Below are 19342 nucleotides of genomic sequence, written 5' to 3' on the forward strand. Positions count from 1 at the left end.
ACAGAGTTCTCACATAATCGAAATTATATCAAGTCAACAGACCGTTTGCAACCTAAAGTTTGTCCAAGTCAATTCCGCTTTTTTCCTGCCATTTCCGATTCCATTGCCTCAAAGAACTCAATATTTGTTTTTGTTTCTTTAACGCGGCGGATAAACTGGTCTGTAAAATCAGCAGACTCATTCATTGTTTTACGGATCGTCCATAATTTGTCCAACTGCGATTTCGGCATTAACAGCTCTTCTTTCCGCGTTCCTGAACGGCGGATGTCAATAGCCGGGAAGATCCGGCGTTCAGCGAGGCGGCGGTCAAGATGCAGTTCCATATTGCCCGTCCCTTTAAATTCTTCATAAATGACATCGTCCATCCGTGAACCCGTTTCAACAAGGGCAGTCGCTAGTATCGTCAGGCTGCCGCCTTCCTCAATATTGCGCGCTGCGCCAAAGAAGCGCTTCGGACGGTGAAACGCGGCAGGGTCTATGCCACCTGAGAGTGTGCGACCGCTCGGTGGGATGACAAGGTTGTAGGCCCGTGCCAACCGAGTAATCGAGTCCATGAGAATAACCACATCTTTTTTATGTTCGACTAAGCGCATTGCCCGTTCTAGGACAAGCTCCGCTACTTTAATATGGTTTTCTGGGACTTCATCAAACGTCGAACTGACCACTTCACCATCAATGGAGCGTTCCATATCGGTTACTTCTTCAGGGCGCTCATCAATTAGCAATACAATTAGTTCCACATGGGGATGCTTTTCGGCAATGCTATTTGCGACTTCTTTCATTAGAGAGGTTTTGCCGGCTTTTGGCGGGGCGACAATGAGGCCACGTTGGCCAAATCCGACTGGCGAAACCATATCAATAATGCGTGAAGAAATTCGTCCCGGCTTTGACTCAAGATCAATTTTTTGTTCAGGATAAAGAGGTGTGAGCGCAGGGAAATGGGGACGTTCACGGGATGTCTCTGGAGCTTCACCATTGACCGCCTCAACATGGAGCAAGCCATGGTAGCGCTCATTGTCCTTTGGAGGTCTGACCTTGCCAGAAACTTTGTCGCCATTACGCAAGTCAAACCGGCGGATTTGCGAAGCAGAAATATAAATGTCTTCTGTGCTTGGCAAATAATTGATTGGGCGCAAGAAACCAAAACCTTCGCTTTGGATAATTTCAAGGACACCTTCCATAAACAAAAGCCCATCTTGTTCTGCTTGCCCTTTTAAAATAGCAAAAATTAATTCTCGTTTTGTTAGTTTGCTGTAATAAGAGACTTTAAACGCTTTTGCGTGTTCATATAATTCTTTCAATGTCATGCTCTCTAAATCAGCAATATTTAAGCTCATATAAGGCCACCACACTTTTTTGTAAATAAAATAAGGCAGAAAGCGCCCGCCTATAATGCTGTTTTTAAATTCCACTACGATTGGATAAACATAAGGAAGGTCTATGGAGAGTACATCTTAAACAAGAAGGGATAAAGGCTTGCTAAATCCTATTTTAACCATAGTTGCTGAAAATAATCAATCAAAAAAGGGAAGAATCGCGCCCTTCCCTTTTATATTGTTAGCGAATGACGAGTTTTGGCTTCTTTTTCATGCTATGAGTACCGTCAACGAAGCGTACAGTTCCTGATTTTGCTCGCATGACTAACGACTGTGTAATCGCTTTTGTGCCTTTGTAGCGTACACCTGTCAGCAATTCACCGTCTGTTACACCCGTTGCCGCAAATATGCAATCATCGCCGCTCACCAAGTCTTCCATGCGAAACAGCTTGCTTGTATCCTCAATGCCCATTTGTTTGCAGCGCTCAAGTTCTCCATCCGATTGGGGCAAGAGCCTTCCTTGAAAATCACCGCCAAGGCATTTCAACCCTGCCGCTGCAAGGACACCTTCAGGGGCGCCGCCAGAACCCATTAGCAAATCGACGCCCGTATCGTCAAAACCGGTATTAACAGCAGCTGCCACATCTCCGTCAGGCAACAATTTAATGCGGGCCCCTGCTTCGCGCACTTCATGAATGAGCTTCTCGTGGCGCTTGCGGTTTAAAATGACGACGACAAGGTCTTCTACGTCTTTGTTCTTAGCTTTGGCTACCGCCTTTAAATTATCGATGACTGGAGCATCGATATCGACATTCCCCACAGCCTCTGGTCCTACTGCAAGCTTGTCCATATACATGTCAGGCGCATGAAGCAAATGGCCGTGGTCAGCAACTGCAAGAACAGCCAGTGCGTTCCATTGCCCGTATGCGACAATGTTTGTCCCTTCTAAAGGATCGACGGCCACGTCCACACGTGGGCCATAGCCATTGCCGAGCTTTTCGCCAATATAAAGCATCGGCGCCTCGTCCATTTCCCCTTCCCCAATTACGACTGTCCCTTTCATCGGGATCGTGTCAAACACATCGCGCATCGCTTCCGTAGCCGCACGGTCCGCTTCTTCCTTATTGCCAAGGCCCATCCAACGCCCAGAAGCTAGCGCTGCTGCTTCAGTTACTCGGACAAGCTCCATTGATAAACTACGTTCCACTCTATCTCCCTCCACATTTCGAGCAAAAATCGTTATGATTGCTTCACTTGCTCAAGCTCTTCCTCTGTCAGCTCTTCCCGCCATACTTTCGCGCCTAGTCTTGTCAACTTCGTTTCGAGATGTTCATAACCTCGGTCAATATGTTCAAGTCCTGATACTTCAGTAATGCCTTCAGCCATTAATCCGGCAATGACTAATGCCGCTCCGGCACGCAAGTCGCTTGCCTTGACTTTCGCCCCTTGCAAAGACGACTTGCCATTCACAATCGAAGAACGCCCTTCCACTTTAACACTTGCCCCCATGCGTCTTAGTTCATCGACATGCTTAAAACGGGCGTCGTAAATGGTATCTGTTACAATGCTTGTGCCTTCTGCGCTCGTTAACAAGCTTGTAAATGGCTGCTGCAAATCAGTCGGAAAGCCTGGATATACAAGTGTTTTTATATCAACACCTTTTTTTGGATCCATACCGCTAATGATCAACTGGTCATCATACTCTTCGACAGTCGTTCCCATTTCCCGCAATTTAGCCGTAACCGACTCAAGATGCGTCGGGATCACATTGTCAATGTGGACACGCCGGCCCATGGCCGCCGCCATAATCATGTACGTCCCTGCTTCAATCCGGTCAGGAATGATCGAGTGGCGGCATCCTTGCAAATGATCGACACCGTCAATTCGAATCACATTGGTCCCTGCCCCTTTTATTTTCGCTCCCATACTCGTAAGCAGCGTCGCCACATCAATAATTTCCGGTTCCTTTGCCGCGTTTTCAATGATCGTTCGGCCCTTCGCCCGAACGGCAGCAAGCATGATGTTAATCGTCGCCCCCACGCTGACGACGTCCAAATAAATTTTTGCGCCTCGAAGCTCATTAGCACGCAAATAAATCGCGCCTTGCTCATTCGTTACTTGTGCGCCAAGGGCCTCAAATCCTTTAATGTGCTGGTCAATCGGCCTCGGGCCTAAATTGCAACCGCCCGGTAAGCCAATAACGGCTTTTTTGAATTTGCCGAGCATCGCACCCATTAAGTAATACGAAGCTCGCAGCTTTTTTACTCTGCCATTAGGAAGCGGCATCGCTACCATCTTTTCTGGATGTATGGTCATTGTTTGATTGCCTAAATCAACGTCCCCGCCAATTTCGCGAAGAAGCTCTGCCAATAAGTCTACATCTGAAATGACCGGTAAGTTATCAATGACAACCGCGCTGTCTGCCAATATCGCCGCAGGTATAAGGGCTACAGCGCTGTTTTTAGCACCGCTGATCGACACCGTGCCTTCTAATGTATGGCCGCCTTCAATCAAAAGCTTTTGCATTGCAATCCCTTCCTTTTTCACTGGATCAAACGCGCATATCTTTATCCAGTATAGCCAGAGTCCGCTAAAAAAGTACGAGTTTCCTTATTTTTCGACATTCTCTTTGTTCCAATCCGCAAGAAACTTTTCAATCCCTTTATCTGTAAGGGGATGCCCTGTCAACTGTTTAATGACGTTCAATGGAATAGTCGCAATATGGGCACCACGTTTTGCAGCTTCGCTCACATGGACAGGGTGGCGAACAGATGCAGCAATAATTTGCGTTGGCAGCCCGTGAGTTGAAAAGATGTCAGCAATATCAGAGATTAACTGCAACCCATCGTGGCCGATGTCGTCTAAACGCCCTAAAAATGGCGAAACGTATGTAGCGCCAGCACGGGCTGCAAGCAAAGCTTGTGGCACTGAAAAAATCAACGTTACATTCGTTTTAATGCCTAGTTCAGCAAATGCTTTTACCGCCTTTAAGCCGTCCACTGTCATCGGCACTTTAACCGTAATATTTTCTGAAATGGCGGCAAGCGTTTTCCCTTCTTCAATCATGCCTTCCGCATCCAAGGAGATGACTTCTGCGCTAACGCTTCCTGGAACGAGCTTTGCAATTTCGGCAATGCGCTCATGGAAATCAACGCCTTCCTTTGCGACAAGTGAAGGGTTGGTCGTTACTCCATCTAAAATACCAAGTTCATTTGCTTCCTTAATTTCATTTATATTTGCTGTATCTACGAAGAATTTCATCTTGGTAAAGCCTCCTTATTAAAAGCAATCATACTCATTTTATGTGCTAAGTAGTGGATGATTTGGCCGGGTCATAATAAAAAAAAACGGTTACAATCAAAAATGAGAATAAAAGCAGTCCCTGCGACTGCTTTTATTCGAATTGTTTACGCTTTGTTCGAAGAACCAAATTCTCTCATCTTGCCAATGACCGTTGCTTTAATGGCGTCCCTAGCTGGGCCAAGGTATTTACGCGGATCATACAGTTCCGGTTTGGCGTCAAGCGTTTCCCGGACTGCGTTGGCAGAAGCGATTTGGTTTTCCGTGTTCACGTTGATTTTGGCGTGGCCAAACTCAATCGCCTTTTGAATGTCTTTTGTTGGAATGCCTGTGCCGCCGTGAAGGACAAGAGGAATGCCAACGAGGCTGTCAATTTTCTTCATATGGTCAAATCCAAGGTTTGGTTCGCCTTTGTAAGGGCCGTGGACAGAGCCAAGTGCAGGCGCGAAGCAATCTACGCCTGTTGCTTCAACAAGCTCTTTACACTCTTCTGGAATGGCATAAGCAGCTTCTGCATCGTCGACAACCAAGTCATCTTCCTGGCCGCCAATTCGGCCAAGTTCTGCTTCAACCGATACGCCAAGGGCGTGGGCAACGTCCACTACTTTTTGCGTAAGGGCGATATTTTCTTCCAATGGGTAATGAGAACCATCGATCATGACAGACGTAAAGCCAGCATGAATCGCTTCCACGCATTTTTCAAAGCTTGAACCGTGGTCAAGGTGAATAGCAACAGGCACGGTTACGTTGTATTCTTCCATTAAATTCTTCGCCAATCCAACGACAGTTTTAAAACCGCCCATGTAACGAGCAGCCCCTTCAGATACACCAAGAATGACTGGTGATTTTTCCTCTTCTGCCGCCTGCAAAATCGCTTGCGTAAATTCTAGGTTGTTCACATTAAACTGCCCGACCGCATACTTTTCTGCTTTTGCTTTGTTTAGCATTTCTTTCATAGATACTAAAGGCATGGTTGTCCTCCTTAAATTCGTCTGCATAGGGGTGGTCAAATCATATAAAGCATTCTCTTTCTAAGCTAACCTCTTCCGGAAGAAGTTATGTATTCTGGCCAATAAAAACGGGCCAAAATCAAGCCCACGCCTATGCCGCAATCCTTAGGTCGCCTCCATTATAGCATAAGTTCTTTAAAATTGACTTAAGAAAGAAATGGTTTTTAAAAGTAAGCGATACCAATACAAACGTTCCTAGGCTTGAAGATTGTCCCGAATCGTTGCCCGGACTTCTTGAATGTCAAATGGTTTAGCCATGTAGCTCACCGCGCCATGATCCATCGCTTCGTTTACTAAATTTAGTTCACCATATGCTGTCATCATAATGACTTTAATCCCTGGTTGCTTTTCTTTTAGTTTCTTTAAAATTTCAATACCGTCCATTCCTGGAATTTTCATATCTAACAAGACAATGTCGATTTCCTCTTCCTCTTGGATCGCCAACGCTTCTTTCCCGCTCGCAGCTTGAAACATTTCGTATCCATCTTTTTGCAATACTTCTGTCAGTAATACACGTATCCCGAATTGATCATCAACTATAAGCACTTTATGACTCATACTATGCCCCCTTCATTGGTTTCTGAGAATTCTTCTTTTTTGTTAATGATTCGCGTTATTTCGCGCTTTTCCCTCTAATTTATTTGCAATCTGCGAAATTGGTCAATAAAATGAAAACAAAAGCACGAACAACGTATGCTCTAAAATTAGGAGGCTTTCATGCTGAAAATATTCTCCACACAGCTTTTCGGCTTAATCAAATCAATCAATGAAACGCAAGAGGAGCACCTTGAAGACGCCGGGCGCCTGCTTGCACAAGCCATTATCGCACAAGGGAACGTTTATATAAAGGGGTTTGCGGAAATGGAAGCAATCGAATTGGCTGCTTTTACAGGATATGAATCGATGCCCGGGACCGCTCCTTTCCCTAAAGAAGGCACGCTGTCTGGACAAGATCGGTGTCTGCTGTTTGCGCCAAGCCTCAACCATGAGGGTGTGCAAGCAGCTCTCAAAGCCTGCGAACAAGCTGGAATAGCCGCTGTTGTCGTTTCCTCACGCCACGCCTCCAGCACAGCAAGCCTTGCTCCGCCTCATTTGTTTCTTGATACGGGTGTTAAAGGGGGGCTCGTTCCTGATGAAACGGGAAAACGTATCGGTCATCCAGGGGTCATTGCGGGCCTTTACCTCTACCATGGGCTAAAGTTTGTTATCCATGACATTCTTGAAGAATACTGCTGACTCGCGCATTCCATAAAAAAAGAGGATTGGCCGCATGGCCAATCCTCCTATTGTAGACAAACACTCTCGTATATGTCAGCCATTTCCTCGCTCACCAACGGTCAACGAGATGACTAAGCTTGTGCTGCAAGTGCGTTACGAACAAATTCACGGAAGAGCGGTTGCGGACGAGTTGGGCGGGAAACAAATTCCGGATGGAATTGGCTCGCCACAAAGAACGGATGGTCCGTCACCTCGATCACTTCCACTAAACGTCCGTCAGGGCTTGTCCCTGAAAAGACGAAACCTGCTTTCTCCATTTGTTCCCGATATTCATTGTTAAACTCATAGCGGTGGCGGTGGCGTTCGTAAACGACTTCTTCGCCATACGCTGCACGGGCTGCAGTCCCTTCTTGGAGTTTGCAAGGGTACAGCCCTAAACGAAGTGTACCGCCCAAGTCTTCAACGTCTTTTTGCTCTGGCAACAAATCGATGATTGGGTAAGGCGTTTGTGGATTTATTTCAGCAGAGTTGGCCCCTTTCAAACCGAGGACCGTACGCGCAAACTCCACAGAAGCAAGCTGCATGCCAAGGCAAATGCCGAGAAACGGAACTTTATTTTCCCTGGCATAACGAATAGCAGTAATTTTCCCTTCAATGCCGCGATCACCGAAACCCCCTGGCACGAGAATGCCGTCTGCTTTATTTAATAGCTCGTCGACATTTTCATCATTTACTTGCTCTGCATACACCCAATCAATGTCAATATCGGCATCGACATGATAACCTGCATGGCGCAATGCCTCGGCAACCGACAAGTAGGCATCTTGAAGCTCGACGTATTTTCCGACAATCGCAATACGTACTTTTTCAGAAAGATGACTCACCCGGTTAACAAGTTCTTTCCACTCCGTCATGTTTGCTTCAGGGCAGTTTAGCTGCAAATGGTCGCAAACAATTTGGTCAAGGTTTTGCGCTTGCAAATCAAGGGGCACTTGATAAAGGGTGTCAGCATCCCATGCTTCGATGACAGCTTCCTTTTTGATGTCGCAAAATAAGGCAATTTTGTCCTTCATATCTTGCGGCACTTTCCGTTCTGTACGAACGACAATGACATTCGGTTGAATCCCGAGGGAACGTAACTCTTTAACCGAGTGCTGCGTCGGTTTTGACTTCATTTCCCCCGCTGCTTTTAAGTAAGGAATCAACGTACAATGCAAATACAAGACATTTTCCATACCGACATCGCTTTTAATTTGGCGAATCGCTTCTAAGAAAGGCAGACTTTCAATATCGCCAACGGTCCCGCCTATTTCCGTAATTACAACGTCCGCCCCTGTTTCCCGTCCTGCCCGGAAAACACGCTCTTTAATTTCATTGGTAACATGGGGAATAACTTGAACTGTTCCGCCAAGATAATCGCCACGGCGTTCTTTTTTCAAAACAGTCGAATACACGCGTCCTGTTGTAATATTTGAATTCTGGCTTAAATTAATATCAATAAAGCGCTCATAATGGCCTAGATCGAGGTCCGTCTCGGCACCGTCGTCAGTAACAAAAACTTCCCCGTGCTGGTAAGGGCTCATCGTCCCAGGGTCGACGTTAATGTATGGGTCAAATTTCTGGATGGTCACTTTTAAGCCGCGGTTTTTCAAAAGCCGGCCAAGTGATGCTGCCGTAATCCCTTTTCCAAGTGATGATACGACTCCGCCTGTCACAAATATATACTTCGCTGCCATATTGACTCCTCCTTTGAATTTGTCAGGGGATGCTTACGATGTCTGCTCTTCTGTCCGTTTTGCTATATCATAAAAAAAACAAAAGCGGCACCTCACCCAGCATGGCTGGGGCGCCCCTTTTGTTTGTATTCATGTTCATTATCTACGCTCATGTGAAGCCCAAAAATGATTTTACCGATAACAGATCAAGAAGTCAAGTTCTACTATTAATCTTCCTCATCAAGCGTTTGACCGTCTTCCTCGTCAAATCCTGGCAGCGCATCATCTTTCTCGTCATAGTCATCCCGTTCGCCATCCTGGTCCTCTTCATCAGCCAACTCGTCCAGTTCATCTTCCAAGTCTTCAAACTCATCCTCTTCAAGCTCGTCGACAAGGTCGTACTCTTCCTCCCCGTCGTCATCGCCTGATTTGCGACGTTTGGCTGGTTTAGCAGAGTGTGTAATTTCCTCTTCCGCTTGTTCATGAGGATACCAAGAGCGCAAACCCCACGTGTTATCGCCAAGCGTTAAAAAGCGCCCGTCCAGGTTTAAATCTGTATATAAGAATGAAATCCGCTCATCCATTTCTGCTTCTGATATTCCTTTTAGCTTAGCGACTTCTTCAAGGAGATCATAAAAGTTAAAAGGCTGCCGCTTGTTTGCCATTACAATAAAAGCGGCTTCTACCATTGACATTTCGTTCAACTCTTCTTTTGTCAAGGATTGCAAATCCACCAAAGTCTACACGTCCTTTCCACATTTACCCAATTTAATCACGCTACTTTTATTGTAAGCCATTCGTAGTTAAAATCATACGTCCCATTATAAACATATTTCCCTGTTAATGCTAGCGCCAATCTTATGGATAGGAGAAGAATAGAGCAAATCGAGCAGAATAGAATGAACGAGTAAAAAGCCGCCACGTCTATGATGGCGGCATCAGACTGTAGGCAAACGCTCGCATCCGTCGTCGTGCGCTACCGCTTAACGAGATAAGCGCCGAGCAGTTGCTTAATTTGCTGATTTGTATAGGCTTCGATCGTTTGGCTTTTTTGCACAGCCCAGCGCCTGAACGTCCACATCTGCCCCATTACTAAAATGTTATGGGAAAGTTGGCGGCTTTCATTTTCGGAAATGTTAAGTTCGCCTTCACTTACGCATTCAGCTATGAGCTCCGTCATGATTTCAACCATTTCTAGCTCTTTTTTTAGGACGTAAGGCAATGTTTCTTTTGGCAACGACTTTGTTTCTTGATACATCACAAGCACTTCTTCTTGCATGTCATCAACGACGGCAAAATAAGCGCGGATTGCCGTAATTAAACGTTCTAGCGCCGTTCCAGTTGTATGAAGTTGCGTGCGGACACGTTCTGTCACTTCATCATAAATGGCATCACACACAAGGTAAAGAACATCTTCCTTCGTTCCAATGTATTCATACAACGTGCCGATGCTAAAGCCCGATTCCTTGGCAATTTCCCTTGTCGTTGTCCGGTGAAACCCTTTTGCGATAAAGAGACGGACAGCGCCTTTAATAATTTGTTCGCGTCTTTTTTTAATTAACTGCTGGTCTTTTACCATTGATGGCACAAATTTTTTCGACATATTTAACCTACTCCCCGGTGCATACTCGTCTTCCTCCTATCATACCATCTGCCCTTCCTGAGAACTAGGCTACTTTTCGAATTGCCTAGCTATAACCATTTGCTGGATTTCGCTTGTTCCTTCGTAAATTTCACACGCCTTTGCATCTCGAAAATAACGTTCTACTGGATACTCCTTCATATACCCGTAGCCACCAAAGACTTGAACCGCCTTTGTCGCTACATCCATAGCCGTCCGCGAAGCAAATAGCTTTGCCATTGACGCTTCTTTCGCGCATGGCGTTCCTGCCTCTTTAAGTCGAGCCGCTGCATAGGTTAATTGCTTTGCCGCCTCTGTTTCTGTAGCCATATCCGCCAATTTAAACGCCAAGCCTTGATGGTTAAGGAGCTTTTTGCCAAATTGCTTTCGTTCATTGGCATACGTGCAAGCCGCCTCAAGGGCCGCCTCAGCGATGCCAAGCGCTTGGGCGGCAATGCCGATTCGCCCTGCATTTAAGTTGCTCAAGGCAATTTTTAGCCCTTGCCCCTCTTCGCCAAGCATTTGTGTTTGTGGAACTTCGCAATCTTCAAAAATGATTTCAGTCGTTGTCGAACCTGCCAAGCCGAGCTTCCGTTCTTTTTTGCCGACAATTAAGCCTGGGGTGCCAGCCTCAACGATAAAACAAGAAATGCCTTTAGCCCCCTTGTCAGCATCGGTGACAGCAAAGACAAGGTATGTGTCTGCTTCACCGCCATTTGTAATAAATACTTTCGAACCATTAAGCACATATCCTTCGCCTTTTTTGACTGCACGAGTTTGCAGCGCCCTCGCATCACTACCTGCATTTGGTTCAGTCAAACAAAAAGCACCAATCGCTTCTGCTGTAGCAAGCTTTGGAACATATGCCTTTTTTTGTGTTTCTGTCCCATACGCTACGATCGGCATCGTTCCTACGGATGTGTGAACGCTCATAATTAAGCCAATTGCTGCACTAACTTTAGATACTTCATGTACGGCTATAATATAAGAAACAAAGTCCATTCCCGTGCCGCCAAACTCTTCAGGCACAGGAACACCCATTAGCCCAAGCTCCCCCATTTGCTTGAGTACATCCCGTGGAAACAATTGTGACTCTTCCATTTCTTCGACGACGGGGGCAATGACGTCATTGGAGAATTCACGTACCATTTTCTGCATCATTTGCTGCTCTTCCGAGAATAGAAGGCTATTCATACACGAAAAACCCCCTTTTCGTTTTTCGACCTAGCCAGCCTGCTTGCACATATTGACGCAACAATGGACAAGGCCGGTATTTGCTGTCGCCGAAGCCTTGGTGGAGTACTTCCATAATCGCCAAACATGTGTCAAGGCCAATAAAATCAGCAAGTGTAAGCGGGCCCATTGGATGGTTCATGCCAAGCTTCATCACGGTATCAATGTCTTCTGCAGAAGCAACGCCTTCATAAAGGGTGTATATCGCTTCGTTAATCATCGGCATTAAAATCCGGTTTGCAATAAACCCTGGATAATCTTGCGACGTGACAGCGACTTTCTCTAATGCCTCTGTCAGCTCCAGCACTTGTTGATAGACGGCGTCTGATGTTTGCAAGCCGCGGATAATTTCTACTAGCCTCATGCGCGGCACTGGATTCATAAAATGCATACCAATAACATGCTCCGGTCTTTTCGTAACGCTTGCCAATTCAGTGATCGATAATGAAGAAGTATTGCTGGCAAGAATTGCCCCTTCTCGGGCATGAGCGTCTGCACGTTTAAATAGGTGTTTTTTCGTTTCCATGTTTTCCGTTGCTACTTCAATGACCAACTCAGCATCGGCACATGCAGCAATATCGGCGATTGGTTTGATTCGCGTCAGTGTCTGTTGTACATCTTGCTCTTCGGTATATCCCTTTGCTACTAAACGTTCGAGCCTTTGCTTGATCCCAGCTTTCCCTTTTTCAGCCAGCTCAAGCTCCCGGTCATGCAGGAGCACGTTAAACCCTTTGGCAGCAAACACTTCGGCAATACCCGCTCCCATTTGCCCGGCGCCAATGACCATCAACGTTTTCATGCTCATTCCCCTTTCACATGTAACAATACGGCATCGCCTTGGCCACCGCCGCTGCAAATCGAAGCTATCCCATAACCGCCCCCGCTGCGCTTCAATTCATAAGCAAGCGTTAGCAAGATTCGAGCGCCACTTGCGCCAATTGGGTGCCCATAAGCAACCGCGCCTCCGTTGACATTGACTTTCTCTTCATCTAATCCAGCTATTTGGTTGCTTGCTAAAGCCACTGCTGCAAACGCCTCATTGATTTCGAACCGGCTTATATCCGCAACAGTTAACTTTGTTTTCTCCAATAATTCGCTTATAACCAGGCCTGGTGTTTTCGGAAAGTCCCATGGTTCGACGGCAAGGCGGTGATGGGCTTCAATCGTTGCCAAAATTGGCTTGCCTTGTTTCTCTGCTTGTGCAGCTTCCATTAATAGCAATGCACAGGCACCGTCATTGACGCCTGGGGCATTGCCTGCCGTAATCGTTCCCTCTTTCCCAAAAACCGGCTTAAGTTGAGCAAGGCTATCAACGGTCGTTCCTTTGCGCGGCGCCTCGTCTTGACGAACAAGAACGGTTTCCCCTTTTCTGCCTTTTACCGAAACAGAAACAATCTCTTCATTAATGATACCGCTTTCAATTGCTGCGACAGCACGTTCTTGACTCCTAGCAGCCCAGCGATCCTGTTCCTCGCGGCTAATGCTTAGTTCGTTTGCCGTCCTATTCCCATACACGCCCATATGCACATCGTTAAACGAACAGGTCAGCCCATCATAAATCATTCCATCAAGCAACGTCGTATCGCCCATTCGTGCCCCAAATCGTGCTTTCTTCATATAATAAGGAGCATTCGACATCGACTCCATTCCACCAGCGAGAACTGTGCTCGCTTCGCCTGCGCGAATAGACAAGTCGCCAAGGGTTACCGCCCTCATGCCAGAAGCACATACTTTGTTGATCGTTTCGGTTTTTGCACGCCATGGAATGCCGGCCGCATGTGCTGCTTGCCTCGATGGAAGCTGGCCAGCCCCTGCTTGCAACACTTGCCCCATAATGACTTCATCGACTGTTTCTGCATTCACTTGCGCCCGTTTCAATGCCTCTTCTAACACAATGCCACCAAGTTCGGCGGCTTTTAATGGTGAAAGCACGCCTCCCATTTTTCCAATTGGCGTCCTCGCTCCACTGACAATAGCTGTTTTCATGTTGCTCACCCTCCTGAGCGAACGCTCGCTCATTTTTATTTTTGAACAAGATTTGCTTTCGCTCCTCTTGTTCGTTTTTATCCTTAAATAGCCCGCTCCAATAATTCTGCCACATCAAGTGTGAGCACTTGGTCTTCTTTTTCAAGGGACTTTGTGCCGTCGCTAAGCATCGTCAAACAATATGGACAGGCGCTGCCAATGACAGACGGAGCAACAGCAAGCGCTTGCTCTGTACGAGCGACATTTACCCGTTGTCCTTTGTCTTCTTCCATCCACATCATCCCTCCGCCAGCGCCGCAACACATGCCTGACTCACGGTTGCGTTCCATTTCAACAATACGTACGCCAGGAATTTGTTTTAGAATTTCCCGTGGCGGATCGTAGATATCGTTGTAACGTCCTAAATAACACGAATCGTGAAAGACAACGGTTTCATTCACTTCTTTCGTCGGCGTCAATTTATTTTCCTGCAACAATTTGGCAAGAAGTTCGGTATGATGATAAATTTCGACACCATCCAAGCCGAATTCTGGGTATTCATTCTTGAATGTATTGTATGCGTGAGGATCAATCGTTACGATTTTTTTGACGTCATGTTTTTTAAACAGTTCAATGTTAGCGCTTGCAAGTTCTTGGAACAAAAACTCGTTCCCAAGGCGCCTCGGTGTATCGCCTGAATTTTTCTCCTTATTGCCAATGATTGCAAAAGAAACACCGGCTACATTTAAAAGTTTTGCAAAAGACTGGGCAATTTTCTGGCTGCGGTTGTCATAGGCACCCATTGAACCAGCAAAGAACAGATACTCAAACGTCTCCCCTTTTTTGCTTAATTCCTTTACGGTCGGCACTTCAATATCCTCACGGCCATCACGCCAGTTTTCCCGTTCTTTTCGACTAATGCCCCACGGATTTCCTTGGCGTTCAATGTTTTGCATCGCTCGCTGTGCTTCAGGGTCCATTTTTCCTTCTGTGAGCACAAGATAACGGCGCAAGTCGATAATTTTGTCAACGTGTTCATTCATGACTGGACATTGGTCTTCACAATTCCGGCATGTCGTGCACGCCCAAATCTCTTCTTCAGTAATGACATCGCCAATTAGACGCACATCGTAACCTGCTGCGGCTTCTTGAGCGCTTTCAGTTGCCAGCGTATTTGCACGAGTATTGGCAAAAGCATACGCAGGCATCCACGGCGTCCTTGATGTGATCGCCGCCCCTTTTTCGGTTAAATGGTCACGCATGCGCAACAACAAGTCCATCGGCGACAGCATCTTCCCAGTGCCTGTCGCAGGGCACATATTGGTGCAGCGCCCGCATTCCACACAAGCGTACAAATCAAGCAACTGCTTTTGGTTAAAATCTTCAATTTTGCCAACGCCAAATTCTTCGGCGTCCTCCTGTTCAAAATCTATTTTCGCAAGGCGCCCGACTTTGTGTGTGCGCCCTAAAAAGACATTGGCCGGTCCTGCAATTAAATGGGCGTGCTTCGATTGTGGCACATAAACAAGGAAGCTTAATAAAAACAACAGATGGGCCCACCAACATATGAAAAATAAACTAGCAGCCGCGCCAGTAGGAAGCCAGCTAGCCAAGAACGCTACTGCTGAAGCAAGGGGCTCAAACGCTGTCAAGCTTTTTCCGTGCCACACGATTTCAAACCCTTTTGCCAGCGTCTTTGATACCATTAAGCCGCCAATAAATATAAGGACGAGCCCTGCCTTCCAACCTCGTTTTAAGCGGACGAGCTTTTCCATGTAGCGCCTGTAAAAAGCCCAAACAACCGCTACTAAAATCATCGCAACGATGATTTCCTGAAACAGAGTGAAATACGGGTAAAGAGCGCCAAAAGGCAAATGGCTGCCAGGGTTTAACCCTTTCCAAATCAGATCAATCGCTCCGATTTGCACGAGCAAAAAACCATAAAAGAACATGAAATGGATGATGCCGCTTTTTTTGTCTTTCATAAGCTTCTTATGACCAAATGCGTTGATCCAAACGGCCTTAAGCCGTTCCTTCATCGTTTTATCAAACTCTGCTTTTTGGCCAAGCTGTATAAAACGAATACGCGTGACAACAAGGGAAGCAAACAAATAAACGGCGTAACCGGTTACAAAAATGAACAATATCCAATTTGCTACAAGCAATCCCGTACTAATACCGCCCATAAAGACCCCTCCTTTGTATATTCTATTTAAGCTATTGTGCGGAAAACGACTTTACCGCCTATTCTTAAGCGTAGTATAACACAATCTTTATGAATGAGCATTCAGTCAGATGAACTTTTTTTCTTTTGCATGACCACCCTAATTCAGGAAAAGCTATAGACAATACTTGTTGCCAGGAGGTCTTTTATGAATATCCTCATTACGATTCTCGCCTTAGTGGTTGTGATTGGCGTTTGGCTTTATTTCGATTACAAACTGGGCCTCAGAGCACTTCGGAAAAAATCGCAAGCCACTTCAACAGGCCCTCTTGCAAGCAAGATTGAATTGATCACAAATGGTGAAGACTTTATCGATAGGCTTCTTGAAGACATCCGCAAGGCAAATAAACACATTCATATTCAGTTTTATATTTTTCGCGATGATTATATCGGAAAACGAATGGTAGATGAACTGATCGCTAAAGCAGAAACAGGGGTAGACGTACGCTTACTCATTGACCAATTTGGCTGCAAGCTCCAACGTGGGACAAAAAAGCAATTACGGGCTGCCGGCGTTGATGTGGAAATGGCAGCGAAAGTGCGCGGCCCATGGTTTTTCTTTTCCTGGAACCGCCGCAACCACCGCAAGCTTGCTATCATCGACGGTCATACAAGCTACTTAGGCGGCTATAACGTCGGCGATGAATATTTAGGGCGCAATCCCTTTTTTGGCTTTTGGCGCGATTTTCATGTCCGTATAACGGGTGAAGGCAGCCGTGCCATTCAAACACAATTTTTGGCTGACTTTGAAGCGGCGACTGGCAAACATATTGAACGAAGATCGTTTTTCCCAGTCTTACAAGCGGGTAGCCAAACATTGCAGTTTATAAGCACACAAGGGACGGAGTTTGAACAAACACTGCTTAAGCTTATTCGTAGCGCTAAAAACAGCTTAATCATCGGCAGCCCTTATTTTATCCCGACACGGGCCGTAATGGATGCCATCATTGACGTGGCGCAAAGAGGCGTCTTCGTTTCCTTAATCCTCCCTGAAAAAGCAGATCATCCCCTTGTTAAGCATGGGGCCACTCCTTATGTAATTGAAGCGCTACAGGCAGGTGTGCTTGTCTACCACTATTATCGAGGATTTTATCATGTTAAAGCGGTAGTAGCCGATCAATCTACATGTTTAGTGGGGACGCCGAATATCGATAAACGCAGTTTTCATCTAAACGATGAAATGTCATGCTTAACCCATGACCAGACATTTATTGAAACAGTCCTCGCTGTGCTCCATGCTGATATGCACGCTTCCATGACTGTTACAATCGAACAGCTCCAGAAGCGCCCACTCCTTGACCGTGTGAAAGAAGTTACCGCAGCCCCCCTTTCACCATTGCTGTGACCGCACGTTTGAACAGTAACGTACGCCCTAGGATAAAACGAGCCAACCATAATCGAAAAAGAGTGGCAACCACCATACAAGGTGGTTGCCACTCTTTCTTTTGGCCCAGCTGCTAGAGTACTTCAATCAAAAACCAGGCAATCATTACAATTTGGACAACCGCTTTAGCAAGCGTGCCGCTTATAAAAGCGAGAAAAGAGGCGAATGCGATTCGTACTGCCTTTTCAAACGGCTGCTTTTGCAAGAGTTCGGCTATGAGAACAAGCACAAACGGGACGATGATCAAACCGAACGGCGGAACAACAAATGCACCAACAATAACGCCGACCAACGCTGCCCGTTCCCCCCATTTAGAACCGCCTGTCCGCTTGACGAACGCCATGTTGGCAAGCAAGTCAACGACAAGCAAGAACACAGTAAGCACTGCCATGCCTACCCAAAACACAACGCTCAAGCTGCCCTCTAAAGCAAACACATAGACGAGAAAACCGCCCCATAACACGAGGACAGAGGGAATAATCGGTACGATTAAACCAACAAAACTGGCAATGAAAAAAACGGCAATCACCAGCCACCATAATGTATCCATGGCTACATCTTCTCTGGCGCTTCCACCCCTAGCAGGGTGAGCGCATTTTTAATAGTCATTTGCGTCGCTTTCATCAATGCCAAACGCGCTGCAGACAAGTCCTTGTTTTCTGTATCAATGACGCGCGTCACATTATAAAAACTGTGGAGCGCTTGCGCCAAATCATAGGCATAATTAGCAATGCGCTGTGGAATTTGCTTTGTTGCAGCTTCTGCCACAGCACCAGGAAACTCGCCAATTGCTTTTAGCAACTCATATTCTTTTTCGCTTGCTATCGGCGACAAATCCGTGTTTGCACTATAAGGGATGCCTAGCTCTTCTCCTTGGCGAAGAATGCTGCATACCCGTGCATGTGCGTATTGAATGTAATAAACAGGGTTTTCATTTGACTTTGACACAGCTAAGTCCATATCGAAATCAAGATGAGTATCTGGGCTACGCATCGCAAAGAAATACCGTGTCGCATCAACGCCAACCTCTTCCATCAATTCACGCAACGTCACCGCTTTGCCCGTGCGCTTGCTCATTTTGACTTTTTCGCCGCCTTGGAACAGGCTTACCATTTGGATAATTTGTACGTTAAACCGAGCCGGATCATAACCGAGCGCTTGAATTGCCGCCCGCATTCTTGGAATGTACCCGTGATGGTCGGCACCTAGCACATCAATTAAACGGTCATGCCCACGGTCAAATTTATCAAGATGGTACGAAATGTCTGGCGTTAAGTACGTATACGTGCCGTCTTGTTTCACAAGCACCCGGTCTTTGTCATCGCCATAAGCAGTTGAGCGTAGCCATGTCGCCCCGTCCTTTTCGTATGTTTCATTTTTATCTTTAAGGACTTGCAACCCCCGCTCGACTTGCCCCGATTCATAAAGAGACGTCTCAGAAAACCATTTGTCGAATTCAACGCGGTATGCGTTTAAATCTTGTTTAATTTTTTCAAGCTCTTTTTTCAAGCCATAGTCGCGCATGAATGCTAACCGCTCTTTTTCATCGAGTTGGCGATATTGATCGCCCGCTTCGTCGACAAGCTGCTTGGCAATATCAATAATGTCTTGGCCGTGGTAACCGTCTTCCGGCATTGGTTGGTCTTCTCCGAGCACTTGTAAATAGCGGGCATTTAAAGAAGCTGCCAAGTTTTCGATTTGGTTGCCTGCGTCATTAATGTAATACTCCCGTGACACTTTGTAGCCGGCTTTATCCATAATATTGGCGATTGTGTCGCCGACTGCAGCCCCACGGGCGTGGCCTAAATGCAAGTCTCCTGTCGGATTGGCTGACACAAATTCAATTAACACTTTCTCGCCTTGCCCCACGTCACTGCTGCCGTAGTCATCCTTTTCAGTGAGGACTTGCGGGATCAACTCACGCAAATAGCCATTATCCAAAAAAAAGTTAATAAAGCCAGGGCCAGCGATTTCGATTTTTTCAATGCCTGCCTGTTTACGGTCAAAGTTGGCCACTAGCTCTTCTGCAATAGCCCGCGGCGCCTTTTTAGCGATTCGCGCAAGCTGCATGGCGATATTCGTGGCAAAGTCGCCATGCGCTTTGTCCTTTGGCGCTTCCAAAAGGACAGACGGCACTTCTGATTCTGTAGCAAGTTCCGCCTGTAAAACGGCACGGCGCACTTCCACGCGCAACTGTTCTTTTTTGCGTTCCATATGGTTCATTCTTCATAGGCTCCTTATTTGTCTCTAATTGGTATTCATTCCATCAAGTGCTCCCCATCCACGTTTGTCGCTATGGATTAGAAAATGGCTGAAACCGACTTGTCTATCCGTAGTTTAGCCGAATCAGGCAACG

General features: G+C 46.4%; 17 protein-coding genes. 2 read left to right on the forward strand and 15 right to left on the reverse strand.

Annotated elements, in window-relative coordinates; all coding sequences use genetic code 11:
* Positions 1 to 68 precede the first annotated feature (68 nt).
* The 6 genes from rho to V5G21_RS07990 all read right to left on the reverse strand — a co-directional run bounded on the left by rho (position 69) and on the right by V5G21_RS07990 (position 6184).
* A complete protein-coding gene (rho, locus tag V5G21_RS07965; protein WP_011248713.1) occupies positions 69 to 1337 on the reverse strand; it encodes a transcription termination factor Rho in 1269 nt (422 codons plus the stop codon).
* Between the two features lie 220 nt (positions 1338 to 1557).
* On the reverse strand, positions 1558 to 2523 hold the full coding sequence (glpX, locus tag V5G21_RS07970) for a class II fructose-bisphosphatase (RefSeq protein ID WP_073304449.1): 966 nt from the start codon (positions 2521 to 2523) through the stop codon (positions 1558 to 1560).
* Positions 2524 to 2555: 32 nt separating this feature from the next.
* A complete protein-coding gene (locus V5G21_RS07975; protein ID WP_011248715.1) occupies positions 2556 to 3842 on the reverse strand; it encodes a UDP-N-acetylglucosamine 1-carboxyvinyltransferase in 1287 nt (428 codons plus the stop codon).
* A gap of 84 nt (positions 3843 to 3926) precedes the next feature.
* A complete protein-coding gene (fsa, locus tag V5G21_RS07980; protein ID WP_011248716.1) occupies positions 3927 to 4577 on the reverse strand; it encodes a fructose-6-phosphate aldolase in 651 nt (216 codons plus the stop codon).
* Positions 4578 to 4723: 146 nt separating this feature from the next.
* Positions 4724 to 5587 (reverse strand): class II fructose-1,6-bisphosphate aldolase, encoded by an 864-nt coding sequence (gene fba, locus V5G21_RS07985; protein ID WP_011248717.1) that lies wholly within the window; start codon positions 5585 to 5587, stop codon positions 4724 to 4726.
* 234 nt (positions 5588 to 5821) lie between these two features.
* Complete coding sequence (locus V5G21_RS07990) at positions 5822 to 6184, reverse strand: response regulator (protein WP_011248718.1); 363 nt, start codon at positions 6182 to 6184, stop codon at positions 5822 to 5824.
* A 159-nt stretch (positions 6185 to 6343) separates the two neighbouring features.
* Here V5G21_RS07990 and V5G21_RS07995 point away from each other — a divergent pair, with 159 nt between their 5' ends.
* On the forward strand, positions 6344 to 6862 hold the full coding sequence (locus V5G21_RS07995) for a DUF2529 domain-containing protein (RefSeq protein ID WP_338465454.1): 519 nt from the start codon (positions 6344 to 6346) through the stop codon (positions 6860 to 6862).
* A 113-nt stretch (positions 6863 to 6975) separates the two neighbouring features.
* Here V5G21_RS07995 and V5G21_RS08000 read toward each other — a convergent pair whose 3' ends face one another.
* The 7 genes from V5G21_RS08000 to V5G21_RS08030 form a co-directional block, all read right to left on the reverse strand.
* Positions 6976 to 8580: a CTP synthase gene (locus V5G21_RS08000; RefSeq protein WP_073304447.1), complete on the reverse strand. Its 1605-nt coding sequence runs from the start codon at positions 8578 to 8580 to the stop codon at positions 6976 to 6978.
* A gap of 206 nt (positions 8581 to 8786) precedes the next feature.
* Complete coding sequence (gene rpoE, locus V5G21_RS08005) at positions 8787 to 9293, reverse strand: DNA-directed RNA polymerase subunit delta (protein ID WP_304527033.1); 507 nt, start codon at positions 9291 to 9293, stop codon at positions 8787 to 8789.
* 242 nt (positions 9294 to 9535) lie between these two features.
* On the reverse strand, positions 9536 to 10162 hold the full coding sequence (locus tag V5G21_RS08010) for a TetR/AcrR family transcriptional regulator (RefSeq protein ID WP_095326598.1): 627 nt from the start codon (positions 10160 to 10162) through the stop codon (positions 9536 to 9538).
* 69 nt (positions 10163 to 10231) lie between these two features.
* Entirely contained in the window at positions 10232 to 11374 is a 1143-nt protein-coding gene (locus V5G21_RS08015; protein WP_063609740.1) for an acyl-CoA dehydrogenase, read from the reverse strand.
* Positions 11367 to 12218, reverse strand: coding sequence for a 3-hydroxybutyryl-CoA dehydrogenase (locus V5G21_RS08020; protein WP_095316612.1), 852 nt, complete (start codon positions 12216 to 12218; stop codon positions 11367 to 11369). Before V5G21_RS08020 ends, V5G21_RS08015 begins: the two co-directional genes overlap by 8 nt.
* Positions 12215 to 13399: an acetyl-CoA C-acetyltransferase gene (locus V5G21_RS08025; RefSeq protein ID WP_095254581.1), complete on the reverse strand. Its 1185-nt coding sequence runs from the start codon at positions 13397 to 13399 to the stop codon at positions 12215 to 12217. The genes V5G21_RS08020 and V5G21_RS08025 overlap by 4 nt, the downstream gene beginning before the upstream one ends.
* Positions 13400 to 13482: 83 nt before the next feature.
* Complete coding sequence (locus tag V5G21_RS08030; RefSeq protein ID WP_063609737.1) at positions 13483 to 15564, reverse strand: (Fe-S)-binding protein; 2082 nt, start codon at positions 15562 to 15564, stop codon at positions 13483 to 13485.
* Between the two features lie 186 nt (positions 15565 to 15750).
* Here V5G21_RS08030 and cls point away from each other — a divergent pair, with 186 nt between their 5' ends.
* Positions 15751 to 16947 carry a cardiolipin synthase gene (gene cls / locus V5G21_RS08035; protein ID WP_063609736.1) on the forward strand — a complete coding sequence of 399 codons (1197 nt, stop codon included), beginning with the start codon at positions 15751 to 15753 and terminating at the stop codon, positions 16945 to 16947.
* Between the two features lie 112 nt (positions 16948 to 17059).
* On the opposite strand, the gene V5G21_RS08040 is transcribed toward cls, so the two are convergent.
* Together V5G21_RS08040 and argS are read right to left on the reverse strand one after the other, a co-directional pair.
* Positions 17060 to 17536, reverse strand: coding sequence for a DUF456 domain-containing protein (locus tag V5G21_RS08040; protein ID WP_011248728.1), 477 nt, complete (start codon positions 17534 to 17536; stop codon positions 17060 to 17062).
* A gap of 2 nt (positions 17537 to 17538) precedes the next feature.
* A complete protein-coding gene (argS, locus tag V5G21_RS08045; protein WP_095316613.1) occupies positions 17539 to 19209 on the reverse strand; it encodes an arginine--tRNA ligase in 1671 nt (556 codons plus the stop codon).
* Positions 19210 to 19342: the final 133 nt, after the last annotated feature.

The sequence above is a fragment of the Shouchella rhizosphaerae genome (genome assembly GCF_036700015.1).
GTDB lineage: Bacteria > Bacillota > Bacilli > Bacillales > Bacillaceae_D > Shouchella > Shouchella rhizosphaerae.

What these genes read in the sequence shown, in the direction of transcription:
- V5G21_RS08020 (WP_095316612.1), bottom strand. Translation starts at nt 12,218, where the DNA reads ATGAGCATGAAAACGTTGATGGTCATTGGCGCCGGGCAAATGGGAGCG.
- V5G21_RS08030 (WP_063609737.1), bottom strand. Translation starts at nt 15,564, where the DNA reads ATGGGCGGTATTAGTACGGGATTGCTTGTAGCAAATTGGATATTGTTC.
- argS (WP_095316613.1), bottom strand. Translation starts at nt 19,209, where the DNA reads ATGAACCATATGGAACGCAAAAAAGAACAGTTGCGCGTGGAAGTGCGC.
- V5G21_RS08015 (WP_063609740.1), bottom strand. Translation starts at nt 11,374, where the DNA reads ATGAATAGCCTTCTATTCTCGGAAGAGCAGCAAATGATGCAGAAAATG.
- fba (WP_011248717.1), bottom strand. Translation starts at nt 5,587, where the DNA reads ATGCCTTTAGTATCTATGAAAGAAATGCTAAACAAAGCAAAAGCAGAA.
- fsa (WP_011248716.1), bottom strand. Translation starts at nt 4,577, where the DNA reads ATGAAATTCTTCGTAGATACAGCAAATATAAATGAAATTAAGGAAGCA.
- V5G21_RS08040 (WP_011248728.1), bottom strand. Translation starts at nt 17,536, where the DNA reads ATGGATACATTATGGTGGCTGGTGATTGCCGTTTTTTTCATTGCCAGT.
- rho (WP_011248713.1), bottom strand. Translation starts at nt 1,337, where the DNA reads ATGAGCTTAAATATTGCTGATTTAGAGAGCATGACATTGAAAGAATTA.
- cls (WP_063609736.1), top strand. Translation starts at nt 15,751, where the DNA reads ATGAATATCCTCATTACGATTCTCGCCTTAGTGGTTGTGATTGGCGTT.
- V5G21_RS07995 (WP_338465454.1), top strand. Translation starts at nt 6,344, where the DNA reads ATGCTGAAAATATTCTCCACACAGCTTTTCGGCTTAATCAAATCAATC.
- V5G21_RS08000 (WP_073304447.1), bottom strand. Translation starts at nt 8,580, where the DNA reads ATGGCAGCGAAGTATATATTTGTGACAGGCGGAGTCGTATCATCACTT.
- V5G21_RS07990 (WP_011248718.1), bottom strand. Translation starts at nt 6,184, where the DNA reads ATGAGTCATAAAGTGCTTATAGTTGATGATCAATTCGGGATACGTGTA.
- V5G21_RS08025 (WP_095254581.1), bottom strand. Translation starts at nt 13,399, where the DNA reads ATGAAAACAGCTATTGTCAGTGGAGCGAGGACGCCAATTGGAAAAATG.
- V5G21_RS08010 (WP_095326598.1), bottom strand. Translation starts at nt 10,162, where the DNA reads ATGTCGAAAAAATTTGTGCCATCAATGGTAAAAGACCAGCAGTTAATT.
- V5G21_RS07975 (WP_011248715.1), bottom strand. Translation starts at nt 3,842, where the DNA reads ATGCAAAAGCTTTTGATTGAAGGCGGCCATACATTAGAAGGCACGGTG.